This window comes from Microcoleus sp. MOSTC5, from assembly GCF_036701825.1.
Lineage (GTDB): Bacteria > Cyanobacteriota > Cyanobacteriia > Cyanobacteriales > Microcoleaceae > Microcoleus > Microcoleus asticus.
In genome coordinates this window covers 154,148-177,645 of the sequence record NZ_JAUBRK010000007.1, presented here as the reverse complement: position 1 = coordinate 177,645, position 23,498 = coordinate 154,148, and the positions used below count along the sequence as shown (strand labels likewise).

The 23,498-nt window shown below is 44.1% G+C and carries 25 protein-coding genes and 1 pseudogene; 7 read left to right on the top strand and 19 right to left on the bottom strand.

The genetic code is table 11. The features are described from left to right. Positions 1-719, top strand: a 719-nt coding sequence (locus tag QUA54_RS05405; protein ID WP_333413705.1) for a DNA/RNA non-specific endonuclease, incomplete at its 5' end; no start/stop codon positions are given. A gap of 12 nt (positions 720-731) precedes the next feature. On the opposite strand, the gene QUA54_RS05400 is transcribed toward QUA54_RS05405, so the two are convergent. Together QUA54_RS05400 and QUA54_RS05395 are read right to left on the bottom strand one after the other, a co-directional pair. Continuing rightward, complete coding sequence (locus tag QUA54_RS05400; protein WP_333413704.1) at positions 732-896, bottom strand: LysM peptidoglycan-binding domain-containing protein; 165 nt, start codon at positions 894-896, stop codon at positions 732-734. An 81-nt stretch (positions 897-977) separates the two neighbouring features. Further along, positions 978-1,373, bottom strand: coding sequence for a nuclease A inhibitor family protein (locus QUA54_RS05395; protein WP_333413703.1), 396 nt, complete (start codon positions 1,371-1,373; stop codon positions 978-980). 471 nt (positions 1,374-1,844) lie between these two features. Between QUA54_RS05395 and QUA54_RS05390 the strand changes: the two genes are divergently transcribed. Beyond that, positions 1,845-2,225, top strand: a complete 381-nt coding sequence (locus QUA54_RS05390; protein ID WP_333413702.1) for a hypothetical protein — start codon at positions 1,845-1,847, stop codon at positions 2,223-2,225. Positions 2,226-2,263: 38 nt separating this feature from the next. Continuing rightward, positions 2,264-4,336: a pentapeptide repeat-containing protein gene (locus tag QUA54_RS05385; protein ID WP_333413701.1), complete on the top strand. Its 2,073-nt coding sequence runs from the start codon at positions 2,264-2,266 to the stop codon at positions 4,334-4,336. 5 nt (positions 4,337-4,341) lie between these two features. On the opposite strand, the gene QUA54_RS05380 is transcribed toward QUA54_RS05385, so the two are convergent. The 6 genes from QUA54_RS05380 to QUA54_RS05355 form a co-directional block, all read right to left on the bottom strand. Continuing rightward, a complete protein-coding gene (locus tag QUA54_RS05380) occupies positions 4,342-4,554 on the bottom strand; it encodes a hypothetical protein (RefSeq protein WP_333413700.1) in 213 nt (70 codons plus the stop codon). A gap of 43 nt (positions 4,555-4,597) precedes the next feature. Then, positions 4,598-5,815 (bottom strand): Gfo/Idh/MocA family oxidoreductase, encoded by a 1,218-nt coding sequence (locus QUA54_RS05375; RefSeq protein WP_333413699.1) that lies wholly within the window; start codon positions 5,813-5,815, stop codon positions 4,598-4,600. A gap of 14 nt (positions 5,816-5,829) precedes the next feature. Then, entirely contained in the window at positions 5,830-6,060 is a 231-nt protein-coding gene (locus QUA54_RS05370) for a hypothetical protein (RefSeq protein WP_333413698.1), read from the bottom strand. Between the two features lie 438 nt (positions 6,061-6,498). Next, positions 6,499-7,041: a hypothetical protein gene (locus QUA54_RS05365; protein ID WP_333413697.1), complete on the bottom strand. Its 543-nt coding sequence runs from the start codon at positions 7,039-7,041 to the stop codon at positions 6,499-6,501. Between the two features lie 221 nt (positions 7,042-7,262). Next, positions 7,263-7,625: a hypothetical protein gene (locus QUA54_RS05360; protein WP_333413696.1), complete on the bottom strand. Its 363-nt coding sequence runs from the start codon at positions 7,623-7,625 to the stop codon at positions 7,263-7,265. Positions 7,626-7,707: 82 nt separating this feature from the next. Further along, on the bottom strand, positions 7,708-8,181 hold the full coding sequence (locus QUA54_RS05355; protein ID WP_333413695.1) for a hypothetical protein: 474 nt from the start codon (positions 8,179-8,181) through the stop codon (positions 7,708-7,710). Between the two features lie 277 nt (positions 8,182-8,458). Between QUA54_RS05355 and QUA54_RS05350 the strand changes: the two genes are divergently transcribed. The 4 genes from QUA54_RS05350 to QUA54_RS05335 all read left to right on the top strand — a co-directional run bounded on the left by QUA54_RS05350 (position 8,459) and on the right by QUA54_RS05335 (position 11,817). Then, complete coding sequence (locus tag QUA54_RS05350; protein ID WP_172191177.1) at positions 8,459-9,211, top strand: SDR family oxidoreductase; 753 nt, start codon at positions 8,459-8,461, stop codon at positions 9,209-9,211. Positions 9,212-9,277: 66 nt separating this feature from the next. Continuing rightward, positions 9,278-9,877, top strand: coding sequence for a glutathione S-transferase (locus tag QUA54_RS05345; RefSeq protein WP_333413694.1), 600 nt, complete (start codon positions 9,278-9,280; stop codon positions 9,875-9,877). Between the two features lie 33 nt (positions 9,878-9,910). Next, a complete protein-coding gene (locus QUA54_RS05340) occupies positions 9,911-10,870 on the top strand; it encodes a pyridoxamine 5'-phosphate oxidase family protein (protein ID WP_333413693.1) in 960 nt (319 codons plus the stop codon). A gap of 35 nt (positions 10,871-10,905) precedes the next feature. Beyond that, complete coding sequence (locus tag QUA54_RS05335; RefSeq protein ID WP_333413692.1) at positions 10,906-11,817, top strand: SDR family NAD(P)-dependent oxidoreductase; 912 nt, start codon at positions 10,906-10,908, stop codon at positions 11,815-11,817. A 22-nt stretch (positions 11,818-11,839) separates the two neighbouring features. On the opposite strand, the gene QUA54_RS05330 is transcribed toward QUA54_RS05335, so the two are convergent. The 11 genes and pseudogenes from QUA54_RS05330 to QUA54_RS05280 form a co-directional block, all read right to left on the bottom strand. Then, the gene (locus QUA54_RS05330) at positions 11,840-15,010 is read right to left on the bottom strand and encodes an ATP-binding protein (protein WP_445301527.1); all 3,171 of its coding nucleotides are present in this window, start codon (positions 15,008-15,010) and stop codon (positions 11,840-11,842) included. A gap of 91 nt (positions 15,011-15,101) precedes the next feature. Further along, a complete protein-coding gene (locus QUA54_RS05325; RefSeq protein WP_333413690.1) occupies positions 15,102-16,421 on the bottom strand; it encodes a response regulator in 1,320 nt (439 codons plus the stop codon). A 229-nt stretch (positions 16,422-16,650) separates the two neighbouring features. After that, the gene (locus QUA54_RS05320) at positions 16,651-17,199 is read right to left on the bottom strand and encodes a GIY-YIG nuclease family protein (RefSeq protein ID WP_333413689.1); all 549 of its coding nucleotides are present in this window, start codon (positions 17,197-17,199) and stop codon (positions 16,651-16,653) included. 139 nt (positions 17,200-17,338) lie between these two features. Beyond that, positions 17,339-17,464, bottom strand: a pseudogene (locus tag QUA54_RS05315) (IS1 family transposase); the annotation flags it as partial. 655 nt (positions 17,465-18,119) lie between these two features. After that, entirely contained in the window at positions 18,120-19,025 is a 906-nt protein-coding gene (locus QUA54_RS05310) for a ThiF family adenylyltransferase (RefSeq protein ID WP_333413688.1), read from the bottom strand. After that, complete coding sequence (locus tag QUA54_RS05305) at positions 18,997-19,629, bottom strand: Mov34/MPN/PAD-1 family protein (RefSeq protein ID WP_333304813.1); 633 nt, start codon at positions 19,627-19,629, stop codon at positions 18,997-18,999. Before QUA54_RS05305 ends, QUA54_RS05310 begins: the two co-directional genes overlap by 29 nt. Positions 19,630-19,673: 44 nt before the next feature. Next, positions 19,674-20,462 (bottom strand): hypothetical protein, encoded by a 789-nt coding sequence (locus tag QUA54_RS05300; RefSeq protein WP_333413687.1) that lies wholly within the window; start codon positions 20,460-20,462, stop codon positions 19,674-19,676. Continuing rightward, a complete protein-coding gene (locus QUA54_RS05295) occupies positions 20,452-20,808 on the bottom strand; it encodes a DUF3768 domain-containing protein (RefSeq protein ID WP_194060237.1) in 357 nt (118 codons plus the stop codon). The genes QUA54_RS05300 and QUA54_RS05295 overlap by 11 nt, the downstream gene beginning before the upstream one ends. Before the next feature lie 133 nt (positions 20,809-20,941). After that, a complete protein-coding gene (locus QUA54_RS05290; RefSeq protein ID WP_333413686.1) occupies positions 20,942-21,739 on the bottom strand; it encodes a hypothetical protein in 798 nt (265 codons plus the stop codon). Continuing rightward, a complete protein-coding gene (locus QUA54_RS05285) occupies positions 21,739-22,203 on the bottom strand; it encodes a hypothetical protein (protein WP_194060235.1) in 465 nt (154 codons plus the stop codon). Before QUA54_RS05285 ends, QUA54_RS05290 begins: the two co-directional genes overlap by 1 nt. A gap of 10 nt (positions 22,204-22,213) precedes the next feature. Beyond that, the gene (locus QUA54_RS05280) at positions 22,214-22,684 is read right to left on the bottom strand and encodes a hypothetical protein (RefSeq protein WP_194060234.1); all 471 of its coding nucleotides are present in this window, start codon (positions 22,682-22,684) and stop codon (positions 22,214-22,216) included. Between the last annotated feature and the right edge of the window lie 814 nt (positions 22,685-23,498).

Genomic DNA, 23,498 nt, shown 5'->3' with positions numbered 1-23,498 from the left:
ACCGCAACTTGCTCCTGGGCAATCCCAGCAATGCAGCTCCCAGCGCTGCCAGCACAGACAACTATTTAATGGTGAAGTTTCAGTACGTGATGAGCTACAACAACAAAACGCACATTGCTAACTGGGTTTCGTGGCAGCTCAATAAATCTTGGATTGGAGCAGCCGATCGCCAAGACAACTTCCGCCCCGACGAAGCCCTCCCGGATTCTTGGTACAAAGTGCGACCAACAGATTACAGCGGAAGTGGCTATGATCGGGGACACATTACACCGAGTGCCGATAGAACTCGGAACAAACCCGACAACAGCAGCACATTCCTGATGACAAACATGATGCCGCAAGTGCCAGAACTCAACCGAGGCGTGTGGGGCGACTTGGAAGAGTATTGCCGGGAATTAGTGGCACAGGGCAAGGAACTTTACATCATTGCCGGCCCCGTCGGGAAGCAAGGCGCGATCGGCCGAACAGAAAAGATTACAGTCCCCGCAAAAACTTGGAAAGTCATCGTGGTTTTGGATAAGCCGGGATTGCAGGGAATCACGGCTAACACAAGGACGATCGCGGTAGAGATGCCAAATGATGCCAGCGTTAAGGGTCGGAATTGGAAAACTTTTCGGGTATCAGTGAAGCAAGTCGAACGCGAGACAGGGTTAAATTTCTTGTCTAATGTACCGCCACAGGTTCAGCAGGTGATTGAAAGCAAGGTTGATAGTCAGTAAAGGCTAGTTAAGCTAGGGAATGGTTAATTGCTGTCCGGGTTCAATTAAATCCGGGTCATCTCCAATCACTGCTTGATTCGCTTGGTAAATCTTTTCCCATTCGTTGCCGTCGCCGTAAAACTGTTCGGCAATACCGTAAAGCGTATCGCCTTCTTTGACTGTGTAAGATTGAGCCATACATTCCTCTGGGTTGATTGAAGCTGCTTAAGTTTCACCATTTACCCGAGCTTTTTTCTCTACCTTGAGGCTGAAAAACTGTTAAGTTTCCACTACTTGAGTTGACAGCCCCGCCCAATCGCCGTTTTGAGTCACCCCAACGATGTAAGCATCGATCTCAACGCTGCCAACTCGGTAAACCTGCAACTGCGAGAGGTTCTGCTTTAGGAAGTTCACCAAGTTCTGAAAGCGCTTGGCAGTTTCCCGTTCCTCTTCATCGTGCCAAGCTTCCTCGGAGGTGGCGATCGCAAAGAACTCGTCAACCGTCCGCATTTCAACGGGAGCATCGGGTGGGTGTCCGGTGAGTTCGAGCAACTTCGTTTGTGTGAGTTCTTCCTGTGTCGGCCAGCTTACGACCTCAAAGGGAGCGTCGGTTTCGCTGGGGAAGAGCAAACCCTCGGAAGCTTGGTTGAGTTGGTCGGTGATGGAGTCGGTCATGGCGGCTGTTGATTAGCTGAAAACAAGGCAAGTTAGAGATTTTAAGGATTGGTTGAGTTCGGGCGAACGCATCCATCAACGCTGGCTGAATAATCTTACACAAGTGTAAAGCATCCTTGTCTGTAGGTTTTGGTGTCCCAGCAATTCTAGAACCGTCCTGATGTGGCAACCAGGCTCTAGTAAGTGAGTAGATGCGGTCAAGCTTGGATGTATCCTGGAGTTTTACCGCGCGCCGAATTGCTAGGATGCGATCGTTCAAGTGGCGTTTGAGAGATACTGCGATTTATGAATTCTCAAACATAGCTTGGGATTAGTCAGTTGCTCTGGACGGTTTCGGTTAAACTGTCTTCGGGGCAGGTAACAAAAGTGCTTTGAATTCACATTTGCAAATAGCTAGTGATTCAACTGCCATTTTAGATAGCAGACATTCCTGACATTTATTTTTTCAGTCAACATTTATAAGGCAACACAATGACTCAGCAAGTTTTATTCCCCGGATGGAACAACTTCTCGTCGGAGCAAAAAAGCTTAGCAAAGAAGTGGATTAAATCGATTTTAAAACTCAGAGTAGCTAGTAAAGATTTATTAGATAGTTTTTCCAATAGCTCCGCTACCAATGAAAATCCTGTATCTAACTCCCTGGATGAGCTATTAAATAATTTTCAGTTTGAAGTCGTAGATTCTTTGACGAACTCAGAAGGAATCAAACTTCAGGAAATAATTCCCACAGCCTTGTTAAGTTCGTTAGAAGATCCCCGTCAAGACTTATGTAAAACAGTTTGTATAATATCTAACAACACACAGCCTAGCTGTGTATCTGACTGCGTTAAAAGTTTCCCTCCCTTGTTGTGAACATTGAATAAACATTAACAAGCTACTGCACTCCTGTTATGTATAGACAAACCTTTAGTAATTCTAACTTAATTGAATCTACTTTTGATGGTTTTTGTTTTTTAGGTAGAGACTTTACTAACGCAGAATTAGAAAAAGCTAGTTTTAAGGGATCTAGTTTTTGGATTCAATTAAAATGGAAATTTTTGCTAACTGTTACTATCCTGCTGTTAGCTATTTTGTCAAGTTGTGTAATTGGTGCTGGCAGTCTATTTTCAGTTTGTTTGTTGATAGGTTTCTCTCAACCCATTCACGGAATACCAATATTACTTTCTTTGTCAGTTTCATTACTTGTTATTCCACAGCGAGGTTTTACGTTAGGAGTTATTACAGGGGTAACTCTTTTGATACCATTTTTGCTTTTGTCAAGTGTTTTTCCAACCATCAATAATAATGATATTGGTATTGGAGTACCTTTTTTTATTGGTGTCGGGTCAGTAACTCTGGTTACTTCTGGTATTGCCTTGGCCACTCTCTCAACAGTTCTCGCACTCATTGTATTTAAGTCTGTTTATATTACTATTACTGCTACTATTGGCATAACGCTAGCTATCGCTACTCTGACAAGTCGCACATATACGGTAATACCCATAACAACCATAGCTGCTCTGTTTACGGGCTATCTTGCTTGGAAAACAATTAACAGCAGTCAGCTATTTATGTGGATACTTCAGACTGCAATTGCTATCGCAGCTAAAAGAGGCAACCTTTTTATCAATGCAAATTTAAGTGGTGCCGATTTCACTGATGCAACGCTTAAACTTTGTGACTTCCGAAATGCTAATCTGACCCGGACTCGATTTTTTCAGGCTAGAGGACTTCAATTTTGTCGCTTGGGAAAAACTTATCTGGCACATCCCCAAATTCGGCAACTCGTTGTCACGCTCAACGGACAATCTCAAAACTTCGATGGCTTGAATTTGGAAGGGGTCAACCTGCAAGATGCAAATCTTCCAGGTGCTAATCTGCAAGATGCCAGTTTTATTGGGACAAACCTCAACAACGCTAATTTACGGAATGCTGATTTGGCCAGAGCTATCCTGAAGCAAGCGCAACTAGATGGTACAGATATGACGGGAGCAATTCTCACAGGAGCTTGTATCGAAGATTGGGGGATTACAGGTAGCACCAAGCTAGAGAACGTGCAATGCGACTATGTATTCATGCGCCTGGAAACCAAAGATAATCCCAACCGATTGCGGAAACCGGATAACTGGGGAGAAACCTTCGCTGAGGGAGAGTTTGCAGATTTCATCAAGCCTTACGTGGATACTCTAGATTTGTACCACAGTCAGGATATTGACCCCCGCGCCATCTCCATTGCACTCAAAAACTTATCCACCAACCATCCAGAGCAAGAGCTGCGGTTTGTGGCGATCGAACGGCGCGGCAACAGCGGCTTGAATCTCCGGTTTACAACTGCACCGGGAGCTGACAAATCAGAGTTAAGCCGCGAGTATTTTAGGGATTACGCTCGAATCAAGAAGGAATTGCCTGCCGTTAAGTTAAAACTGGTCGAACGAAACGCTGAAATTCGCACTCTCAATGGAATCATCGAGCAGTTTATGAAAGCAGGCAGGCATCACTCTAAAATTCAAGCAGAAACAATTCAAATCATTAAAGGAGAATTAGTAATGACTCAGAATAAGGGAATCAACATTCGTTCGGGTGGCGGCAGCATTGGCGACATCAGCGGGTTAGTCGGCGGTGATGTCAGCGGAGTCGTCAATCTGGGCGCGATTAGCGGCAGCGTGACTAACACGATCGATCGGTTGCCCGATTCCTCGGAAACCGATGAACCCAACATCAAAGAACTCCTGACACAACTCCAACAAGCCATCGAAGATGATTCGGATCTATCCGACCGCGACAAAGAGGATTTATTAGAGCAGGTGCAAGCTTTAGCAGAAGCTAAGCAAACAGAGGAACCTGCTAAAAAGGAAGGGCTGACGCGGAAAGCGAGGAAGATGTTTGAGGCAACGTTGAGCAGTTTGCCCCAGACTGCCAGCATTGTAGAAGCGTGCAGCAAGTTATTGCCAATGATATTGAAGGGATTAGGGTTGCCTGCTTAACGTTGCTATTTGCAGGCATAGCTGTAGCGACCTGCAACGCTAATCTCTACAGCTAATAGGCGCCATAATTTACAGCCACTGCGAGTGCAAGCAATTCTGGCTTGCGAAGAAAAGCCGCCAGCTCTGGAAGTCAAAAGAATGATGGCATCAGCGGGTTCTTGAATCTTGGGTTCTGGAACATCATCCAGAATAACATCACCAATACCGTGAAAATACAAATACTTTCATGAAAAGTCTCCTGATAATGGTTTAGTTAATCGTTCAAACACTCCGCTCATTGCGGGGTGGTTGCATCGGATCGAGTTGAATTTTGCGTCCGGTTCGTGCGGCTTCATAGATGGTTTGAATGAGCCGAATATCCTGCAAGCCCTCCTCTCCAGGGGTTTTCGGCTCTCGGTTTTGCACGATCGATTCCGACAGGTGATCCATCTCCAGCGCGAACTGATTCTTCTCGTCAATATTGCGTTCTTCCCGCACCTTTTCCTTCTCGACAAACAGCCGATGTTGGTAATAATCTGTTGCCGGACTAAGTTCTAGCGTCCCTTCCGAGCCAAAAACTTGAATTCGTTTCGTGTCAGAGTAGCCGTAGCTTGACGTGCAGTTTGCCAATACACCGCTGGGAAACCGCAGTATAAAATTTACGTTCTCTTCGACTTCAACAAATCGGGGATCGTTGGGCGTGCTGTACAGCATGGCGCTAACTTCGATCGGTTCTTCGCCTGTGATGTATCGGGCGGCATTCAGGCTGTAAATCCCGATATCGGGCAGCGAACCGCCTCCCGCTAATTCTTTATCAATTCGCCAGCGGTCTTGGGGTTCAGATGGCTTAACAATTCGGCCGTGATCGGCCACAATTGCTTTCAACTTGCCCAATTCTTTGCGCGGACCTCTAGCAATGTCGATGGCCGCTAAGTTATAGGGTTCATACTGCGCGCGATAGGCAATCATCAGTTTTTTACCTGCCTGCCGCGCCGCATCAATCATCGCCTGACACTCTTCTACTGAGGTTGCCATCGGCTTTTCGCACATAATGTGTTTGCCTGCTTTCGCACCTCGAATGGTGTACTCCGCGTGCAATCCGTTCGGCAAAATGATGTAAATGACATCGACTTCAGGATTGTCGCGAATCGTGTCGTAGTTTTGATAGTTGTAAATGTTTTGAGGGTTCACCCCATACTGTCGGGCATAGCGTTCAGCTTTGGCGCGATCGCCGCTCACCAAAGCCGCTAAGCGCGATCGTTTACATTCTGCAAACGAAGGCATGATTTGTTTGGTGGCAAAATCGCCCAAGCCAACCACCGCCCAACCTAGCTTCTGCTCTGGAGGAAGGGAGGGTTCCTCGGAAGGGGCAGGAGCCGCTTGTGCCAGCGTTCGTAAAGGTTTGTAGATGATTCCGGTCGCTACCGTCGCCAATAACCCCAGACCTGTTCGATTCAACAGTGTGCGGCGCGTCAGTCCTCGCTGCAATGCGTCAAACATAGAAAATTTCCCGTTTAAAAATTTGCTCTGCCGTATCGCCCCATCAATTCCGCTGCATCTAACACGCGAGCGTCAACCGCTTGCAAAACATCTTCCGAACTTGCTCCTGGCGCAATGTCGAGCGAACGTCGGTCGAGCGCGTGGAGTTTGAAGAAATATCGATCGCAATCTGAGGCTGCAACTGTAAGCGGATGAGCCACCTGTCGCACAGCCTGAGCAATGTTGGTATCTGCGGCGTTTGGCATCGTTTCTAAAAGACCTATTTATGCAAGGTTTGACGGTCACTTATACACCGATCGGCGGGGCGGAAGGCGACAACCTACGCAATCAGTCTAAAAGTCTAAACCAATCTTTTCCTCCAACTTTTGAAACATATTCACTGGCAGGCTGCTTAAGCCTGCTGATAGAGATTGCGTGATGTTTGTTGCTAGTGGAAGTTGGTTAACCGTAATAGGATACGGCTATTCGGCTTATCGACATTCAGGATGTACACCCGGACGATGCCATTCAACAAACTGCTGAAAGGCTGCTGATTCAAGTGCAATCCAGAGCTTTGAAACTCAAATAAGTCATCTAGCCCCAGTAAAATGCTGGGATGAGGAACTGTAATTTAATTGCTACAAAAACTTGGATTGACTTTACTTTCTGTCCGAGTTTTTCCGCGCCATCCGTTCTATCGCGTCTTATTTGCAAACAGCTTTAATAACACTCAGCTCTGCTCGGTCGCTAACTTTTACGGCTGCGGGATACGCACCGCCCGTTATAGTTTCTGCGGAATAGGTTGTAATTTGCTTGTTGTTTTTATCGTAGATGTCAATGTTCAATATACTGCGGACTTTCGTTTTGCAGTTTACTGAATTTGAAATTAATAACGAAGCAGCTCCTTTAGGTGTAAAACAAGTAGTTTTACCGCTGGCACGACCGCCGCAGTGCGATTCATTTATAGCAAAATCGTAAGAGCAAGGGCATCTTTCTCCGTGATAAGGACGGCGTAGGGGCATTTCCCTATTATTGACCGCTGCGCGGGGAAATATCCTCGCTGAAGTATAAAACTTTTGCGGTTTACTGGAGTCAAGAGAGGCAACGTCTAAATAATTGGCTATTTGGTTTTCATCTGTGATTATTCTGAGCCATTTAGGTTTTTGCTTGGCTATTGAATAAGTATTGCCACTGAATAAAAAAAACCACACACACAACACGGTTAAACTAATTCTGAATTCGAGCATTTTACCTGCATCAAGAAAGAGATTTAGCGAGCATCCACTTGCAGTATACAGGAATCTCTCAACAAAAAATATTTATTGGGGAAGCAGTTGGCATTGAGATATCAACAACAATAGGAGTTGCGCTTTGTACCGCTCCACAATAAAAGGTAAGGTTTCTATCAAAGTAATTTAGGTAATGGTTGAGATATCACGCATAAGCTACCGATCGCCTTCAGTCGCCCTCAATCTCCCTCAACTTCCACCTCCAACTGATACACCCGCAAACTCGGATGTTCGCCAATCAGTCGCCAGCCATATCCTTCAACAATTGGTGAAGGTCGCGCTCCTTGGCGGTACAGGAATATCGGCTCGTTTCTCATCAATGCGGTAAAAATCTCTCGTTCCCTATCCTGATTATCGTCCCAGATGAGGTGAGCTTTACTGAAGTAACCAACGCCCATCAAACTAGCAAAGAGCCATTCCATGAGAGTTTGCTGCTCGTCTTGGTTAAGCGTGGATTCACCATAAGTGTCGATTACGGGTATTTTGGATTTAGGCTTGAGTGATGCGATGACGGCGGTAAAGAGGTTGAGGTACTTTTTCATTGATCGGTGGAGATGCGGTTACTTCTAGTTAGTTGGGAAGAAAGATAATGTTCGATCGATCGCACGTTCGGATATTGCCGAGTTAGAAGGCTGTTTTAAAAGTTATCAACCAAACGATCGAATTAACAGCCAACAAAAAGGTATAAAAAATATAGATTGATGGAGCGCACATAGCTCTCCCTAAAGAAGGCATCTTAAAGATTTTCAAAGAACCGAGCGGGTGAACGAGTCCTTCCGGTATGGAACGGGTATCAAAACTTTCCTCTAAAGCCCTTTCATCATTCAAGAATTCGGTAACGGCAGCAGCTCTTAGCATATAATACAATTGCACCCTCCAATAGGTCGCTTCTAAAAACCAAAAACCAAATATTATCACGTATCCCAGCGGAACTAACGCATTTATTTTGTTGGCAAACACCCAACCAATCAACGCTACCCAAATGGTAAGTGCAGCAGTTTTTAATTGCATCAGGATTGTTGTGAAGTTAGCTATTTTTTGTTCTAGTTCCTGTGCTCCTTGTTGCAGCATTGCTAGCTGAAATTCAAATCGATCCATGTTTGATTCGGAGGTGGCTGATTGTTCATATATCAATAGTTCGGACAGTTTTAGATATAGTGGAGTGTCCGAAACCCAGACTGGCTATATGGTAAACTATTTTTTCAATGTTTAAGTCGAGCGCCCTTGTTGCCTAAAATTCGTTAAAAATGGCAGGGCTTCCTCGCCCTCGGCTTACAGGATCGTTAAAAAACTGTCCGAACTATTGGCGTAAAGCAAGTAATAATATCTTAACCCTCTCTCAGTACAGACGAAATACGTAAAATGGAGGAATCTTATGTCAGGTAAACTTACAGGCAAAATTGCACTGGTAACAGGTGGGAACAGTGGGATTGGACTCGCGACTGCCCAACGGTTTGTAGCAGAGGGAGCTTACGTCTTTATCACGGGTCGGCGTCAAAACGACCTCGATGCTGCGGTGAAGCAGATTGGCAAAAATGTCACCGCCGTTCAGGGTGATGTATCAAATCTCGCGGATATCGATCGCCTGTTTGCCGCGATTAAGCAAGAGCAAGGGCACCTCGATGTAATCTTTGCCAATGCGGGCGGTGGAGAAATTGCTCCACTGGGATCGATCACTGAAGAACACTTTGACAAAACATTCAACGCAAATGTCAAAGGTTTGCTATTCACCGTGCAGAAGGCATTACCACTGCTGCCAGAGGGCGCTTCTATTATTCTGAACGCCTCGACTGCTTCTACCGTAGGCACCCCAGCCTTTAGCGTTTATAGCGCGACCAAGGCTGCCGTGCGATCGTTTGCCCGCAATTGGATACTCGACCTCAAAGAACGCAAAATTAGAGTCAATGCGATTAGTCCTGGCGTGGTTCCGACTCCTGGCTACACCCTTTTGGGATTGAGCGAAGAGCAGGTGCAGGAATTTGTGAACAGTCAAGCCGTTACCATTCCGCTAGGACGAGTTGGTACGCCCGATGAAATTGCCAAAGCCGTTGTCTTTCTTGCTTCAGACGATAGCAGCTTTGTTAATGGCATCGAACTGTTCGTTGATGGTGGTATGGCACAAATCTGAATATGAGTGAATTAGGAAATAGTGCTTTCCTAAATCACTCATATTTACACTCAAAAGAGAAACATCATGATTAAGCTTTACGGTCACGAAATGTCTGGTAACAGTTACAAACCAAGACTGTTGCTGGAACTATTAAATATCGAATATGAATGGGTCAAAGTGGACTTAATGAAAGGCGAACAAAAATCGCCGGAATACTTGGCACTCAACCCATTGGGACAGGTTCCTTTGTTGGTCGATGGCGATACCAAACTAGCTGATGCTCAAGCTATTTTGGTGTACTTAGCGCGGCAGCATGGCGGCGATCGCTGGCTGCCGTTGGATGCCCTCCCGTTGGCTCAAGTCGTTCGCTGGCTATCGACAACTGCTGGAGAAATCCGCCAGGGCCCTGAACATTCCCGACTTTATTATTTGTTTGGGGCTACCAGTATCAATATCGAACGCGCACACCAGCAAGCAGAGAATATCCTGACTCAATTAGATAGGCATTTGAGTACGCGCAACTGGTTAGAATTCGATCGCCCCACCATCGCTGATATCGCAGTCTTTCCTTACGTTGCTCTGGCGAACGATGGCAAGATTGACCTCGCACCCTATCCCAGCGTCCTAGCTTGGATCGAGCGCATCAAACAACTCCCCGGCTATATCCCAATGGCTGGACTGTAGGCGAACCGCACAGCTTAAAAACAGAGGTAACGTATGGCAATCCCAGGCTGGACAAGAACCGAATCGCCGTTTCATGCGGGCGAACTAGCAATTCAAGATCGAATGGGTACGCAGACCAAGATGGATAGGCAAGGACGACAAATGATTCGGGAATACCTGCCCGATCAGTTTCGCCAGTTCTTCTCCCAACTTTCTTACATAATTGTGGGTACGGTGGATGTGACAGGCAGCCCCTGGGCTTCAATTTTGGTAGGGAAACCGGGCTTTGTATCAACGCCCGACGATCGTACCTTACAGATTGCCGCCAAACCCCTATTTGGCGATCCTTTCACAAATAATCTTGCCGATGGCATCGATATCGGCTTGCTGGGAATTGAACTCCATACCCGCCGCCGCAATCGCGTGAACGGTACTGTCGCAGCAATGGACTCGGATCGCTTTGAAGTGCAAGTGGGACAAAGCTTTGGCAACTGTCCCAAATATATTCAAACTCGGATGTTTGAGCTAATTAATCGAGATTCAGCAACGCCGCCATCGATCCATCAATTCCAAATGCTTGGAGCCCAAGAACGTGCCACGATTGCTGGGGCTGATACCTTCTTCATTGCAACCGCTTATCAAAATACATCGGCAGGCATTGCTAGCGGGGTAGATGTTTCTCATCGCGGTGGCAAATCAGGCTTTGTGCGGCTGGATGATGACTGTACGCTGCTGGTTCCTGACTTCTCTGGCAATTGTCAGTTTAATACCTTTGGCAACCTAGAGTTGAATCCAAGGGCAGGACTGCTATTTGTGGATTTCGACCGCGGCAACCTGCTCTATCTCACAGGCACAGCCGAAGTGATTTGGGAAGGTGCCCAAATCAATGACTACGAGGGAGCAGAGCGATTGTTTCGCTTCCACCTCGATCGCGGCTGTCGGGTAGAGGGCAGCCTCCCGCTGAGCTGGTCATCGCCAGCGTTCTCGCCTTTTCTGGATCGCACAGGTTTCTGATAAGGGCATCACTCGACATTCTTAAAGGAGCATATATGTCACTGATTAAAACACCATTCGGGCAACATTCCACCGCTGCCGAGGTGGTAAAGGGAATCGATCTTTCTGGCAAGCGGGCGATCGTCACTGGAGCAGCATCGGGCATCGGCATCGAGACAGCACGGGCACTCGCTCGTACAGGTGCTGAAGTGACCCTGGCTGTGCGTGACATCAATGCTGGTCAAAAGACAGCGGCTGACATCACTACTACTACGGGTAATGGAAACATTCACGTTGCCTTGCTGGATCTGACAGATCGAGCTTCGATCGCTACATTTGTCGATGCGTGGAATGAACCATTACATATCCTTGTCAATAATGCTGGTGTAATGGCATTGCCTGAACAATACACGTCCGAAGGCTGGGAGATGCAGTTTGCTACCAATCATCTTGGGCACTTTGCTCTGACACTCGGACTCCATCATGCACTGGCAGCGGCTGGTGCAGCACGTATCGTCTCCGTCAGTTCTAGCGGACACCTGCTCTCGCCAGTGGTCTTCGATGATATCCACTTCGCCTTTCGCCGTTACGATCCGTGGTTAGCATACGGACAGTCCAAGACTGCCATTGTCCTTTTCGCGGTTGGTGCAGCCTCACGCTGGTTGAAGGATGGCATTACGGCTAATGCTTTGATGCCGGGGGCGATCGCCACCAACCTCCAGCGCTACACTGGCGGTCTTAAAACTCCACCTGAGCGACAGAAAACACCGGAACAGGGTGCTGCCACCTCAGTTTTGCTGGCAACCTCCCCCTTGCTGAAGGGCATTGGCGGTCGCTACTTCGAGGATTGTAACGAAGCCGCGATCGTGCCTCGGCGAACCGAAGACTACAGTGGCGTTGCACCCTATGCTCTCAACTCGGACAACGCCGATCGCCTCTGGGAGGAATCATTGCGCCTGCTTGCCTGACCGTGTTTTTAAACAGCGGTAATTAATCCTTTTGCTTGTATTGACTAATAAAAGACTTTAGCTGTTTTTCTTGAAACTTTTGAGCAAATTCACACAACTGCTCAGCAAAAGGAATAAAATTGGCATCCAAATTTTTTAAATGTTCGGCTTGTTTGATAATCGCTTTCAAATTGCCTTTCATAATTAAATCATAGAAAATATCAATTTCTTCTGGGGGTGGAGGAACTATAGCCGCAGCCGACGATAAGGCGCTATCTCGTTTAATACTTTTGGCAGGGGGAGGAAAGACTTCAACTAACTGTTCGTAGAGCCAAGATAGCCCTAAATGTCTGTGCAACAATCTAAACAAATCAGAAGCTTCTACAGGTTTGGGAAGAAAAGCATCCGCCCCAGCATCTAAACTATTGTGCTGGTCAGTTTCAAACACTGAAGCTGAGGAGACAATTATTAAAATATCTTTCAATTCTGGCAATTCACGCAGGCGGTGCATCAACTCAAAACCCTTCATTTGGGGCATTACCAAGTCGGTGATAATAGCATCTGGCATTAATTCGCGAGCTTGCTCTAAACCTTCAATTCCATTGGTAGCTTCAACAACTATAAAGCCAATGGGTGCGAGCAAATTGACAATCACAGAGCGATTTTCCCACCTATCATCTACTACGAGAATTTTGCGCTTGTTTCCTGTAAAGCCGACTATAGTTCTTGTTGGCTGTACTGTCGGTAAAACCTTTCCATCAGACATTGATAAACTCAAATCAAACCAGAACTTGCTGCCTATCTGCGGCTTGCTACTTACTAGGATGCTACTTCCCATTATTTCAATAATTTTTAAGCTAATTGCCAATCCTAAACCAGTTCCTTCTGCCATGCGACGAGCCTCACCTACCTGTTCAAATGGCAGAAATATTTTCTGCATTTGTTCGCTCGTCATTCCCACGCCAGTATCTTCGATTTGAAAGCGGATTTTGTGGATAGCTTTCGGTGCGATCGCAGTTGATTCAACAGCTACAGATTCTACTACAGCCACTTTAAAAATAACGCCACCTGCATCAGTAAATTTAACAGCATTACCCAAAAGATTGACTAACACTTGCCGTAAGCGTTTTTCGTCAGTCTTAACGATACTTGGTAGTGCAGCATCAAATTGGCATTCTAAAGAAATGCCTTTCTGTTCAGCTTTAATGCGGCAGATTTCGCTGACTACCTGAAGAAATGCTAGAAAATAGAAATTTGTGGGATAGAGTTCCATTTTTCTAGCTTCAATTTTAGAAAGGTCTAAAATATCATTAATCAGAGTAAGCAAGTGCGAACCGCACTGGTAAATGATGTTAATCTCAGCAATTTGTTTGGGAGTTAACCTGCTATCTCGCTGGAGGATTTGAGCATAACCTAAAATGCCGTTGAGAGGTGTTCGTAATTCGTGGCTCATGTTAGCAAGAAATTCACTTTTAGCTTGATTGGCAGCATCAGCGACAACTTTAGCTTCTTGGAGTGCGAGTTCTACAATTTTGCGGTCTGTAATGTCTTGAAAAGTTCCTTTAAATTTGACAGGTACATCATTTTTGTAGTGAGGTTGACCGAGAATATGAACCCATCGCTGATTTTTTTTACCCGTAACGAACTGCAACTCTATATCAAAAGGTTCTTTATTTGCGATCGCACTTTCGAGTGCTGGTTCCAAAATCTGTAAGGACTCAGATGGATAGAAAGCCTTTGCTGCTGCCATAGTTAACTGAAAACCTGAATCAACTTCATAAATGCGGTAAACTTCTTCTGTCCAAGCCAATTCTTCAGTTTCTAGATTGATTTCCCAGCCGCCAACTTTTGCTAACTGTTGGGTTTGGTTGAGAAGTGCTTTGCTTTCTCGCAGTGCGGTAGTCCGTTCATCAACGCGCTGTTCTAACTCTTCGTTGGTTTTTTCTAAGGCAGTAAAAGACTCTTGTAATTGCTGTACCATTTGATTGAACGATTCAGCTAAAATATCCAGTTCTCCAATCGATTCGACCTCTAGTTTTTGGTTTAATTTTCCATTTGCTATTGCTCTACTTGCATCCCTCAAACGCAGAATAGGCTCAGCTATCCAGCCAGAGGTAAAAATTCCCAGAATGGCAGCCAGCAATAATGATAAAAGGCACAGCAAAATCGTAGTCCTGGTGTTAGAATTAATTTGATCCATGAAGTCCGCTTCGGGGACAGCAACTACAATTAGCCAGTCAATACCGCGACCGTTTTTAAATGGTGTTACCTGTAGAAATTGGTGCTTGCCACCCAAGTCAAACGTGAGTTGCTGGTTAGTATTAATTTTGCTCAAGTCGCCAAACTTATCGATCAAATATTGGGATGAAAGGCGAATCAAAGACACGCTACTTTCAGTTGCTTTCATCCGCTTCTCAACCTTCCCATCCTTACTAACTAGAAATGGCTTTTCCGACGTTGAGGAAGCTACAATTAGTCCTGAGCGTTCCATGATGAATGTCTTTCCAGACTTACCAATTTTTAAACTTTGTAGGAAGTCGCGGGTTTGACTGTCAAGTAGCTCCGCACCTAAAACACCTATCAAATTACCAGTTGAGTCATAGACTGGCTGACTAGCAGTAATTCCCAAATGATGACTTCCGAATACAAGAAAAGGATCGATCCATCTGGGTTTTCCTGCTGCAACCGCTGCTTTATACCAGGGTCGATTTCGCGCGTCAAAAGCAGGAATAATTTTTTCCAGCTTTTTGCGATTGCCAAAGCTATCTGTAGAGTACCAGACTAACTTGCCACTAACAAATCTTTCTGTTGTGTAAATATATAATTTCTCATTATCTTGACGCTGGGCTACAACTATTCCTCCGAGAGGATTGCCAAAATAAATAGCACTTACTGAATCAAAAACTTGAAGCTGATGCCACAAATGACGCTCCAAATCTCTCTGATTCTGCACGTCCAACAAGTTAACATTAATAGTAGCCGCGAGGCTTTGATTGACTTGATGAGCGCTCGTAAGGTAAGTCCCCAGGTTCTGCTCAATGCGATTGCTAATTTCCCCCCGTAACTGAGCAGCAACATCGTTAACAGCTTTCTGACCATTGCGTAATGATAGCCATCCTGTTAACCCCACAGCCGCAAAAATTTGCAGTAAAAATGGCCCTACTAGAACAAGGCGGAGGGGGAGTTTTCTAGAGTGAGAAGCAGTTAAGCGCATCATAGAACAGTCCAGCGTGATATTAATGTGATCTTATGTTTGACAAAAACACAAGTAAAATATTGGGCTTGTTTGTTACCACAATCGGCAATTATGACTGCTCTATTGGGATTTCAACAGTGAAGTCAGTACCCTGACCCAGTGTGGAAGTACAAGTGATTTTTCCTCCATGTTTCTCTACCACAATTTGATAACTAATACTCAATCCCAAGCCTGTACCTTTCCCTGCTGGTTTGGTTGTAAAAAAAGCTTCAAATAGTTTACAAGCTACTGTCTCTTCGATACCTATACCGTTATCAGCAATGTGAATTTTTACTAAATTATTATTTGCTAATTCTGTGCTAATTGTAATCTTACAATTAGCAGATTTTGCGGATTGGGAATTTACCATTTTATCTTCCAAGGCATCAATTGCATTGGCAATCAAATTCATAAAAACTTGATTTAACTGTCCCGCATAGCATTCCACTAACGGTAAATTGCCGTATTCTTTAACCACCTCAATCGCGGGGCGATCGCCACTTCCCTTCAGCCGATGGCGCAAAATTAAAAGAGTGCTATCTAGCCCTTCGTGAATGTTTGCAGCTACCTTATTTGATGTATCCATCCGCGAAAAATTTCGCAAAGAAACACTAATGTTGCTAATTCTATCTGCTCCTAACTTCATTGAACTAATCACATTTGGCAAGTCTTCTAGCAGGTAATCTAGCTCAATTTCTTCAGCATGATCGGAAATCTGAGGGAGGCGATTGGGATAACTTTGTTGATAAAGCTTCAAATGGGCAATCAATTCTTTTATATATTCAGAAATGTGAGTAAGGTTCCCGAAAATAAAACTAACTGGATTGTTAATTTCATGAGCAACGCCAGCCACTAACTGGCCCAAACTGGACATTTTTTCAGTTTGCACTAATTGAACTTGAGTTTGTTGTAAGTTATGTAAAGCCTGGGATAATTCAGCCGTTCGTTCTTGTACGCGCTGCTCTAGTTCCTGATTTTGTTTTTCAATTTTCTGAGTCAAAAAATGCAATTTTAGATGCAGTTTAACGCGAGCTAAAACTTCTTCTTGCTGAAAGGGTTTAGTTATATAATCCACTGCCCCTAAAGACAGACCTTTAACCTTATCAACGGTGTCAGACAGAGCGCTCATAAAAATCACGGGGATGTCAGCAGTTAAAGGATTTGCTTTCAGGCGATCGCAAGTTTCAAACCCATCTATCCCCGGCATCATTATATCCAACAAAATTAAATTAGGGAGTGCATAGCCCACCTTTTCAATAGCACTTTCTCCATCTTGTGCCACCCAAACCTCAAAGGAGGCATCATCCAACAAATTATAAAGTACCCCTAAGTTATTAGAGTTGTCATCTACGATTAAAACAATATCTTTCTTTTCAGAATCGGTGTTCATTTATTTGGCTCTTCATTACATATGATGCTTAACTTGTAATTAAGCATCATAACGCTTGCTGTACAATAAGGGTTCTAGCCGTAGATCGCCCGTATTCTTAGCCTCAAACGCTAAAAATAATGACTACACTTATTACCTAGCGAAGCTTTTAGGCTAGCGGACAGGTATGTTTAGCATACCAAGTAAGGAAGAACCGGAATGTGGTTTAAAATACCAAATTGCAGCAGTTTCACTTACCAAAAGGCTGTCCCCAATATTGCCAGCATTCTTTGTTAAAAGGTGATTTCCACTTATAAATAAGCTCCAATTCCAGTTGCAGCCGCTGTTGGCGATTGCTCGGTGCGCCGTACCAAAATGCTATGGCTACAGCCACATCCAGGGAATAACGTCGGTGCAGTTCGATGTAATTGCCAATGTAGCTGTGGCAGTAGTGGTTCGTCCATCTTTGTTTGGGAGTGCGCTCTGTTTCACCCACGTAGAGGAGCAATGGAAGCGCATTATCGATGACAAAATAGAGACAATTGGAATCGCCCCAATCCGGTTTCTCGCAGAAAGAGAGATTGTGCAATTCCAGGGCAAAGGGGTCTATGTTGTTGGAGTCACAGGGATTTGGCGCTAGCTCGAATAGACTTCCCTGTCGCGGTTGGTCAACGCCTTCAGATTGTTGGTGTTCAAAAATACGTTGTTTCCAAGAATGCAGCGCTTCAGAACTCATCGTTAGTTGAGGAGATTTAGCGGAGCTGGGTTTGGGTTGCGGAAAAAGTTCGAGTTGCTGCACAGATTTTAAGATTGTTGGACGATCGCTGCTGGAAAGTGTAAGCTCAATAGAATTCTGCCAAACGCCACGCTCACGGTAGTAATGTCTCCAAATATCGCACTCATACTCTCACAATTATACCAAAGTGATGACATTGTGCGTAATGTCGTAGTCGCGTATTCTCGCCCTCTAGTCTGGTCATGTAACTTTTATAGATAATTTGGTCTTTATCGGGAATAAACCTTGGGTAAACTAGCCATCTATCTGTGATATAAAAGTAACATTTTACTGAAGTCTTAGAAGCTTTGAGAACAGCTATATCTTATAGATTTGTGCGCTGGCTACAACAAAATATGGACGTTCAAGCTGCATATAAAGCCAGTTGGGGTTTTGTTTGGGCTTAAAAGTTGTTTAAGTCCCGTTAATTTTTGGGGAGCACTAAAGTCAGTCATTTGCTGTACAAAATCAGGTGTGTACTGTACAAAAGAGCGTGAGAATACAGACATTTGCAGGGACTGGCCTCTACCTGTTTTTATCCGAAAATATCCGGCAAACGCCTGCAATTTCATGTCCCTTTACTGCTTTTTTGTGCTGTTCGTGCCTTTGCCTGTTGTGACTGGTTATGGCTGTTCTCTCTTGGTAGCAAGCAATGGTTTTGCGATCGCAAACCGTGACTAATGCGTCCAGACGAAAAATATCCACCCCCCATGAATATTGAGCATACTGCTTACCCGCAGTTCAAACCTTATTGATATAGAATAAGGAACGACGGCGATGATCGCGACTGAAGCCCAAATACATCAATAAGAGCGGTAAGGTATGGGACAGGCACTGCCAACTATTTTGTTGTTGAAATATATTAGCGATCGCTCTTTACGCCTAAGTAAGTCGGCGCTTTAAAACGCAACTATGTAAACGATTCCCCAAATAATCAGCTTTTTCTACCCTTCCCCTTCCTCTTCCCTTCCTTTTTCCACCCTTCCCCTTCCCCCTCCCTCTCTTGCAAACCTTTTAAGAGATGAAAAACTGATAAATTCCGAGCGCATAGAACCAGATTTAAGGTTAAGGAAAGTGGCAAACCTCCGCAAGTCATTCGTCAAAGTGAGACGGAATAAATAGTCAGCAATAATGGAGGCCATCGCCTGATTAATTGTGAGACTCTGAGCGTTAATAGTGGCTAACTCAGCACAAGATAAATAGGTATTTGCCAGTTCTTCAGGCTGGGATTCTCTCAAATTGGGGCACTGCCAAATAGGAGAGGGTAACGCTCCCATAATGCCTGTTTTCTCAAATTGATCTAGGTGAGTAATTAACCCCTCACCACAATTATGACTACCTAGTAGAATTTGACCGCTATCAAAGTTATTGCCAGCATCAAGATACCAGATTCTTGGAATATCAGAGTGGCGGTTACTTTCTAGTGTTTTGCCGAGGGAACGACGAGCCGCACTATTGTCAACGCAGCCAGTGATAATTACCAAATCATTCCAGTATGATTTTACCAATTTGGGGTCAAAATAGTCAGGAATTGCACTAATTTCTAGCCCCCAGGTAAGATTGTAACGCAAAGCAAGAGTAGCGGCTTTATTCAATCCGAGTTCAGATTGACAAAATCTCTGCCTTCCCAAGTTTTTCTCTTCAACAATGTCAGGGTCAACAAAGGCAACATTGACATTTTTACCACGTTGTTTGAAAACGTAAGCTAATCGTGCTAAACTTTCAGCTACATAAGAGCCAGTGCCCCCACAGCCAACGAGCCACAAGTGTAGGTGAGAGTAATCTTTGATGAGGAGAGGGGTAGAATTGGCGTACTCAAAGTCAAGGTTTAAGGGAGTTTTGGTAAGCATCGGTGATAAAATATGGCTCTTCAAATACAGAATTAGCTTTAATTAAGCTATAGTGTCCAAAAATTCCGATTCTGACTAAAATCTCAGGAGTCAAGGTATTAACTTTACCCAATACTGCATAGAGGCGAAAACCCCGCTCGTCAGCATCATCTGTGCTGCTAAAGAAAGCAGGCATTTCTCCGTGAGAGTGGCATTCAATTAAGGCAGTTGAGCAGGATAAATTATCAAGAGGTTGGCAGCTTGTTCGTGTAGTTGTTTGGAGTGGAATTGTCAGTTGCCATTGATTGCGGCTGTCAAGGGATAGGTGAAATAAAATCTCTGTGAGATTCCCACTATTATCTTTGCTAAATGCAGATTTTGTACACATAGAAAGGACTAATTCTAATGGTACTGAACGAGTGTCAAGGTGCAAGTACGGTTCTATAGATGGCAACCCTTTGATAGTATTGGGCGCTGAATTTGCAACAGGAATCATTGCCTCTAGTCCGGGGCGAACTGAACGCACAAACACGCCGTTAGAAGCTGTAACGTATTCGCAGAATACTCCAGTAGCAATGGGAGGCAAGGGAATAGAGGCATGAATGTGGTTAAAAAGTTTTAGCATTAACTTAAACTTGGCGGTTGAAAGAAAAATGTTGAGTGCAATCCCTAGATAGGGTTAGCAATCAATAAAAGGTGTTCTATTAAAGAGTTAATTGACTGGTTGCACCTGCTTTCAACTAAATCTTTAACAGGATAGGAACGCCTTTTTCTCAAGGCTAAACTTTTCAGATGTTCTCTGACATCTTGGGGAAACTTTCGGCTTTTTTGGCTGGATAAGTCAGCATTGAAAGGAGTAGTGATGAAAGTTTGCCAAGCAATATCAATGGTTTGAGTTGAAGCAACCGGGGGAGTATTTTGTCCCCAGCAAATTAAACCGTTTGGGTGGATATTTGGTAAGGGAGTATGGTAAGCTTTCGCCTCTGGGTTGAAGGTGGCGACATCAGTTGCCCATACCCAATATTGAGTGTTCTGTCCTACCAATACCAAAGCGGTTAGCGGAATAGTAATCGGTTCAATATCATCAAAATGGAGGTTATATTGAGCAGGAGGTATGAATTTTACTACCCAATTTCCTTGAGAATTAGTTCCCCACCTTATGACTCCTGGAGGCATCCAACCTGTATCAATTGGCTCGTGAGAAAATGCAGTTCTCAAACTGACAGAGGAGAGTAGTTTGTAGTGTTCCTTTGTCCCTTCTCGATAATGGAACAGGTATTGTTCTTTGATGAACAGTAATTCAGCATCAATTTCTGTTAGCTGTCGGGGAGCTATTTGCAGAATTTCACGGAAGGCTTCTCCTGACAAATGTTGCATACATAATAGCTTAAAATTGATAGAGGTTATAGAGCTAACCCGATAGGTAAGGTTAGCTCCTACTTGAAAATTAGTATTCATTCGATTTCATTAGGGTAGCAACTCTCCAAGTTTTATCCGAGTTTTCTGGGCATTCTGAACTCACTTCTTGGTTGTCCAGCCAAGCTTTTCTGTCAAAATAATCAATTTTGAAAAAGTAGTTTTTGCTATCCAGTTGAATGGCAAAAAAATCTCGTTCTCCGTAGGGGTCGTTGCCCGATTCAAAACTGTTAAAATCTCTTACTAATTGCAGTAATTTTTGTTGGTATTCAGGAGGAAGAGCTTTTACAGTTTGAGTGATCCGAATTTCACCAATTTTGGTATTTCCTTGACGCAACTGGTCATTGAGACGTGCAATTCTTTCGGTTGTTGTTAGAGTTTCAGTCATGGTTAAGACCTCAATTTCCAACAGCTACAACCGCACTAGCGGTTGCTGCTTCACAATGAATACGCTTAAGCGGGGAGCTCAGCATTTTTAGACTTGAGAGTTTAAATCGTAATTATTTGGATTCATAGGTAATTCAAATTGACAAAGTGCTCTTGTTCCAGAGTTCAAGAATTTGCTGAAAACGTCGAGGGCGGTCAGTAGCAAGCCAGTCGATAACCTGTTGAGCTTGGGTTATTACTTCTTTAGCACTTTGCCATTGCGCTGATAAAGATATCAAGTTTTCGACTGTCCATTCTCTAAATTGATACTCGTCTTGAGTGCAGCCGTCTAGCCAAATGTTACCTGTTGAATAACTGAGGAAACTTAGTACAATTGGCACCGATTTTATGGGAAAGTCAGCCAGAGAGCAAAGCTCTTGGAATTGCAGATAATTGATACTATCGGGTGGTAAAACGTGAGAAAATAAAACGTTAAATTCCTCTTCATACCAATCTTGTGCGTCATTTTCAGTTAGCCAATCTAGTCCTTTAGAAGTTAGAGGCAGCAAGATTTGCCACTCAGGGGCTAATGACTCAATATCATAATCTTCATAGCTCAACCAATCTAACCCCCAAGGCTCTATCAGGAGTTCGTCGAGGCGTTCTTCTTGGGCTATTTCTAATTGCCAGGGGCTGATAGGGATAAGTTCTGTTTCGTCAAGCCGACTGAAAAATTCTAATTCGCGGGGGCTATGAATGTCAGGACTATCAGAGTAAATAGAACTGGTACTGGTGGTAAATTCAGTTGGAAAAAAGTGTTGGTAAAGGTTTAGTATTTGAATACTATTAAGCGTTTGCTGGAGAAATTCAATCGCTTCAATTGGCTTGGTTACTGGGTAGGAGTGTCGCAAACCAGCGATGGCTTGCGACACAGACAAAATGGTTGCAGGCATTAAAAATTCAGGGGAATTTGGGGATGTGCAATAGCTGGCGCAAGTTGCAGTTGTTTGAGAGTTGCTTTAAATCGCTGTAGTTCTTGTTCACCTCTCGCTATTGCTTGAGAGATTTCTTGAGTGCGACTTGCTAAGGTTAGCGGAGTAACATAACCGTTGATAGATTCACATTGGAGAGCCCAAGTGAGTTGGACAGCTTGATTCGGTTCTTCTGGTGCTGCCATAAGTGAGGAGAGTGGGGAATGGGGAGTGAGCAGTACGCATAGTTCTTTTTTCCAATCTTCTTCTACACCCTTTGTCTTGGCTTGTTTGATGATTTTAATGGGTTGACCTGTTTTTCGTTCAATTGTAGCGGAGCTTAATTCAGGGAAGTAAGGAAGTAGGACTTCTAGCAATTTTTCATCATTTGCAGTAATTTCGTTGGGCAGTTCGATTTGCCTGCCTTCATATTCTATTAGACTCATTGTTACCTCTTTAAAACAGGGGGATTTGTACTCCAGCTTCACCTTTGTTGACGGGGTGGTTAGCAGGATTTTGAAGATTTGGTTTGGCTTTTTTCCGGGGTTGAGCAACAGAAGAACGAATTTGAGCGCTCACTTTTCGGTTAGGTAGGTTAGAGGCTAACCGCTGGAGCAATTCTTGTAAATGGTTTGGCCAAGCTCCAATCGAGTTTTCTCTAACTTGTACTAATAGTGGTAAGTCGTCATGGCTCGTTGCTGTAATTTCTACGATTCGCCCTTCTGGATGCCCATCGTCTGGTCGCATAACAATGTGGATTTTGATTGTACAAAAATTGAATTCATAAGGTTCTGATTCTCCTTCATCAAGTAAGTCAGGACTCTGTGAAGTGTTCTCAGTTTTGTTGATGGTTTCACCCACTTTTTGAGTAGCTGAAAGTGGAATATCCTCTCCAGTTGGTTCGGAATTTGGTTCTATTTGGGTCATGGCTGGATTCGCAGTACAAGCAAGTGCAGCTTATTCTCAAAAATTGCCGCGATCGCGGCCTTGCTTTTAACGATCTATTTTTTGTAAAGTTTTAACGGTAAGCGTGTTTCCCAAGAAATTTCTTAATTAATTCCCATTAATTATCTGTCCGACAAGATGCGGTCGCACTTGTCTCTATTGCGCTCGCAAGCTATATTACTATTAGCCACATCTACGATTGCACAGCTATCAATCAGAGCATATTTACTTATGCAATTGTAACTATCCGTACAAATGCGATCGCTTTAGAGCGTAAATCAACACTATGATAAAAAGTTGTAGTTAGTAGATGATCGGTAAAATATATAAAAAATTCTCCCAGCTATCAGTAGGTTCTGTCGCTGGGAGAAATCGCTGGAAAGTCGGTTTGTTCAACTAACGCAGGTATCTCGATTAATTCAAATTCAAACCTTCGCTGCATTCGCCGTTATTCTTTAGGCACAGTAGGCTTTGGTTGCATGTCAAAAATAATCACAAATGTGCGCGTTTTCACTAATCGCTGCAAAACCCGTAGATGATCATCTGCATCGTTTCTCTTACGAAATCGTGCCACAATAACACGCTGACAATTAGGAAGCAGGCTAATGATACACCACGGGTGCAATTTTTCAGAGTAGGTCATTTTAGTACCTCAGCAGTAAAAGTAACAGATTGTGCTCTTGTTTCATTGCTTGCCAAGACAGTAATTGAATAATCTTGTCAAAGACAGGTCACGGTGACATTGATATTTGACAAGGTTTGTGCTAAGACAAGCTCAAATTATTTTTTGATGCTG